Raw genomic sequence first — 4,354 nt, forward strand, 5'->3', positions numbered from 1 at the left:
GGCGGCGCGCGGCTGGGTGCCGTACGCCTCCACGTTCGCGGCGTTCTTCACGCGCGCGTACGACTTCATCCGGATGGCCGCCGTCAGTGGCGCGGGGATCAACCTGGTCGGCTCGCACGCGGGGGTGCCGGAACTCGCGCAGGCCGTCGGCGATACGGGCCTCGGTCACCGTGTCGACGGCCGTGGTCGGATCGTGCACGACCAGGACGGGCGGCCCGGCACGCAACGCCCGTGCCAGCAGCACGCGTTGGCGCTGCCCGCCGGACAGGGAACGGCCACCCTCACCGACGCCGGTCGCGGTCCCGTGCGGCAGGGAGTCGGCGACTTCGTCGGCACGCGCGGCGGCCATGGCGCGTCCGGTGAGGAGATCGTCCTCTCCGCCCTGCGAGCCGTCCTCCGGCGTCACGTTCGACGCCAACGAGCCCTCGAACAGCGCCGCGTCATGGGCGGCGACCAGCACAGCGGCCCGAAGTCCCGCCGGATCGAGCCGAGTCAGCGGCACGCCGTCCAGCTCGACGGAACCCGACTCCGGATCGGTCTCCCGCCCCAGGCACCGCAACAGCGCCTCCGCGCCGGCCGGGTCCGTCACCGCGATGCCGGTCAACTGCCCGGCGGGCAGGTCGAGATCGACGCCGTCGAGGCCTCCGAGCCGTACGCCACGCAGCCGAAGCTCCCCGCGAACGGGCTCGGCGACCGGGTCGTCGCCGTCCACGACGGCGGGCCCGGTGGCCAGCACCTCGGCGACGCGGGCGGCCGAGGCACGGCCCTGCGCCAGCTCGGCGTTGACCCAGGCGAATGTCTCCAACGGCCCCAGCAGGAACAGCGCGAGACCCACCGCCGACACCAACTGGCCCAGAGTCAGCGACCCGTCGAGCGCCAGCCGGCCGCCCACGAGAGCGATCAGCGCGATGAACCCACCGGTGAGCGCGAGCACGAGCCCGGTCTGCCAGGACTCGGCACGCGCCGAACGCAGCGTGGCGGCAAGGGAGATACGACTCGTCCGGCGATACCGCTCGACGGCGGCGTCCTGCGCGCCGAGCCCCTTCAGCACCCGCAGCCCGGCCACCAGGTCGGCGGCCACGCCCGACGCATGGGCGGCCTTGTCCTGCTCGGCCTCGCTGCGCCGCTCCAGCGGCTTGCTCAGCAGATGCCCCAGCCACAACAGAACGGGCGTACCCAGCAACACGATCAGCCCGAGCGTCACGGAGGTCAGCAGCAGTGCCACGGCGCTCACGGCGACACCCGCGAAGGCCCAGATCCCGGCCATCAGCGCCATGTTGACCGCGCCGACCCGCTTGGCGTCCTCGGTGGCGACGTTGGCCATCTCCCCGGGCAGCCGTCCCTCCTCGGCACCGCCACGGGCGTCGAGGACCCGCCCCACGATCGCCAACCGCAGTGTGTGCGCGGACTCTTCGGCACTTCGCTCACCGGCCTTGGCGCCCAGCCGGAAACTCCACGACAGCGTCACGTACATGACGGCCAGCACACCGAGCCAGAGCGCCAGGTGTCCGGCGTTCTGTCCTGCGACGGCCTGGTCGATGACGACACCGATGAGCACCGGCACCAGGGCTTCCCCCAGTTGGTGCACGCTTCCGAGCGCCGAGCCGAGCGCGACGCGCCGTATCTGTCCCTTGACCGAGCGCGTCAGGACGTCCCGCCCCGACAGTTCCCCTGCTCCCACCAGCCACCCTCCGGAAACCGGCCAACTTAGGCAAGGCTACTCTAAGTGAATCTCGGGTAGTCGATGCCCTTTCGGTCCGCCCGGGACGTAACGGAGCGGTTTCGATGCGCTCGTCCGAGCCGCTCTCGGAGCCGCTGTCCGAGCGCTCGTCCGAGGGGACGTTGCCGTCCGATGCCGAGCGGTAGGCTTCCTGGGTGCGCCCTATGTGTTCGAGGCGCACGCCGGCAAGTCAGACAGTCCGCGCATTCAGGAGGACCGGCGTTGCACGTCCAGGAATGGCTCGACTCGGTTCCGGCGGTGGCCGTCTACGCCGTGGTGGCACTCGTCATCGGGGTGGAGAGCCTGGGCATCCCGCTGCCGGGCGAGATCGTCCTGGTCTCGGCGGCCCTGCTCTCCTCCCAGCACTCGGGCATCAACCCGATCGTCCTGGGCGCCTGCGCGACCCTGGGCGCGGTGATCGGTGACTCCATCGGCTACGCCATCGGCCGCAAGGGCGGACGCCCCCTGCTCGCCTGGCTCGCGAACAAGTTCCCCAGACACTTCAGCGAAGGCCATGTGGCCACCGCCGAGCGGTCCTTCGAGAAGTGGGGCATGTGGGCCGTCTTCTTCGGTCGCTTCATCGCCCTCCTCCGTATCTTCGCCGGCCCCCTCGCGGGCGTACTCCGCATGCCCTACTGGAAGTTCCTGATCGCCAACGTCCTCGGCGGAATCATCTGGGCCGGCGGCACCACAGCGGTCGTCTACTACGTGGGAATCGTCGCTGAGGACTGGCTCAAGCGCTTCTCGTACTTCGGCCTGGCGGCAGCGGTACTGGTCGGCCTCGCCTCAATGCTGCTGGTAAAGCGCAGGGCACAAAAAATGTCGGCCGAGAAGAACGAACCCGAACCGGTCAACGCGGGCGAGTAACGCGCCCTGAAGGGGCGCGGGGCTGTGCTCAATATGCGGCTCCGCCGCGTGGTCGCGACCAGCCACGACGAACCCGCACCCGCCGAACGACCTACTCATGCACCCCGCGATGCGCCTTCGCCAACTCCGCATACATGGTCCCGTTAAGGGTCAACCCCTCCCGCTCCTCACCGCTAAGCCCGCGCCGCACCTTCGCAGGCACCCCGGCAACCAGCGACCCCGGCGGCACAACCATCCCCTGCGGCACCAACGCCTGCGCCGCGACAAGCGAACCCGCCCCGATCACCGCCCCGTTGAGCACCGTAGCCCCCATCCCGATCAGGCAGTCGTCCTCAACGGTCGCCCCATGCACCACCGCGTTGTGCCCGACGGAAACCCGCTCACCCACACTCACCGGAAACCCCGGATCGGCGTGCAGCGTGCAGTTGTCCTGGATGTTGCTGTGCGCCCCGACGGAGATCCGCTCGACATCGCCCCGCACCACCGCGCCGTACCAGACACTCGCCCCGGCGGACAGCGTCACATCCCCGATCACGGACGCCGTAGGAGCCACGAATGCCGACTCGTCGACCTTCGGCTCCCGGCCACCAATACCCATGATCAACGCCCTGTGCGTCATAAGACCCTCCCGATCGTCGAAGACACCCGCACGGTACGACACGGGTAGGGCGAAGATCACAGCGGCCGGGCCTCATGGCCCGCGCTCCCGCTGAGTACCGTGGCCGGGTGCCCAAGCGCAAGAACACGTTCTCAAAATGGCGGCGCCACCTCGCGCAGCGCGCCGTCCACGCGGGCTGGGCCTGGGTGCAGCGCACCGGCTCGGTGACGGCCAGGAACCCCGGCCGCTTCCACTTCGGCTCGATCGGCGAAGCCACCCGGCTCGCCTTCCCGCTGGGCACGGTCTTCGGCGAACCCTGGATCCACCTCGGCGCCCACTGCATCGTCGGCGAACAGGTCACGCTCACGGCGGGCCTGATGCCCGACCTCGACCTCGGCCCCGATCCGATCCTGCGCCTGGGCGACGGCGTGGTCCTCGGCCGCGGCAGCCACGTCATCGCCGACACGACGGTCACCATCGGCAGCGACTGCTACTTCGGGCCGTACGTCTACGTCACGTCCACGAACCATTCCTACGACGACCCGCACGAGCCCATCGGCAAGCAGTGGCCGCGCATGGAACCCGTCGAGATCGGCTCGGGCTGCTGGATCGGCACCGGCGCGGTGATCCTGCCGGGCGCGCGCATCGGCCGGAACGTGGTGGTGGCGGCCGGTGCGGTGGTCCGCGGCACGGTGCCCGACCACGCCGTGGTGGCGGGGGCGCCCGCACGGGTCGTACGCCGCTGGACGCCGGCGGAGGGCTGGCAGCCGCCGCTCCGCACCCCCGCACCGGTGCCGATCCCCGCGGATGTGACCCCGGATCAACTGCGGGCACTCGCGGGCCTGGACGACGAGGGCGCGGCGCGGCTGGCCGAACTGGACGAGAACGCGATCGCGCACCTGGCGGAGCTGGACGCGGAGGCTTGACCGGCACTCGTATCGAGACGCCCCCCCGGCACCCGACGCCGCCCCGCATTCGCCTCGGCGCCCGTGCGCACGCTCGCGCGACCAGGCCCGCCTCGCGGACGGCGATGCGGTATCCGCCGGCGAGTTCGGCGCCCGACGTGGACACGATCACCACGTCGCGGCCGGCGGTGTGGTGCTCGCCTACGTCCCGCTGCCCATCGGCAACGGCGAACAGCGGCTGAACGCCCAGCCGGTGGTCAAGGC

Annotated in this window: 4 protein-coding genes; 2 read left to right on the plus strand and 2 right to left on the minus strand. The window is 70.9% G+C overall.

Annotation, left to right across the window (positions count from 1 at the left end; translation table 11 throughout):
- The coding region (locus ACNFOC_RS51375) for an ABC transporter ATP-binding protein (protein ID WP_416965862.1) at positions 1 to 1,681 on the minus strand (1,681 nt) is incomplete at its 3' end.
- A gap of 261 nt (positions 1,682 to 1,942) precedes the next feature.
- On the opposite strand from ACNFOC_RS51375, the gene ACNFOC_RS51380 reads away from it, so the two are divergent.
- A complete protein-coding gene (locus tag ACNFOC_RS51380; protein ID WP_416965863.1) occupies positions 1,943 to 2,587 on the plus strand; it encodes a DedA family protein in 645 nt (214 codons plus the stop codon).
- A gap of 91 nt (positions 2,588 to 2,678) precedes the next feature.
- Here the strand turns inward: ACNFOC_RS51380 and ACNFOC_RS51385 are convergent, their stop codons facing one another.
- Entirely contained in the window at positions 2,679 to 3,206 is a 528-nt protein-coding gene (locus ACNFOC_RS51385; protein WP_416965864.1) for a gamma carbonic anhydrase family protein, read from the minus strand.
- A gap of 107 nt (positions 3,207 to 3,313) precedes the next feature.
- Between ACNFOC_RS51385 and ACNFOC_RS51390 the strand changes: the two genes are divergently transcribed.
- A complete protein-coding gene (locus ACNFOC_RS51390; protein WP_416965865.1) occupies positions 3,314 to 4,111 on the plus strand; it encodes an acyltransferase in 798 nt (265 codons plus the stop codon).
- Positions 4,112 to 4,354 lie beyond the last annotated feature (243 nt).

Source organism: Streptomyces colwelliae, assembly GCF_048158785.1.
Classification (GTDB): Bacteria; Actinomycetota; Actinomycetes; order Streptomycetales; family Streptomycetaceae; genus Streptomyces.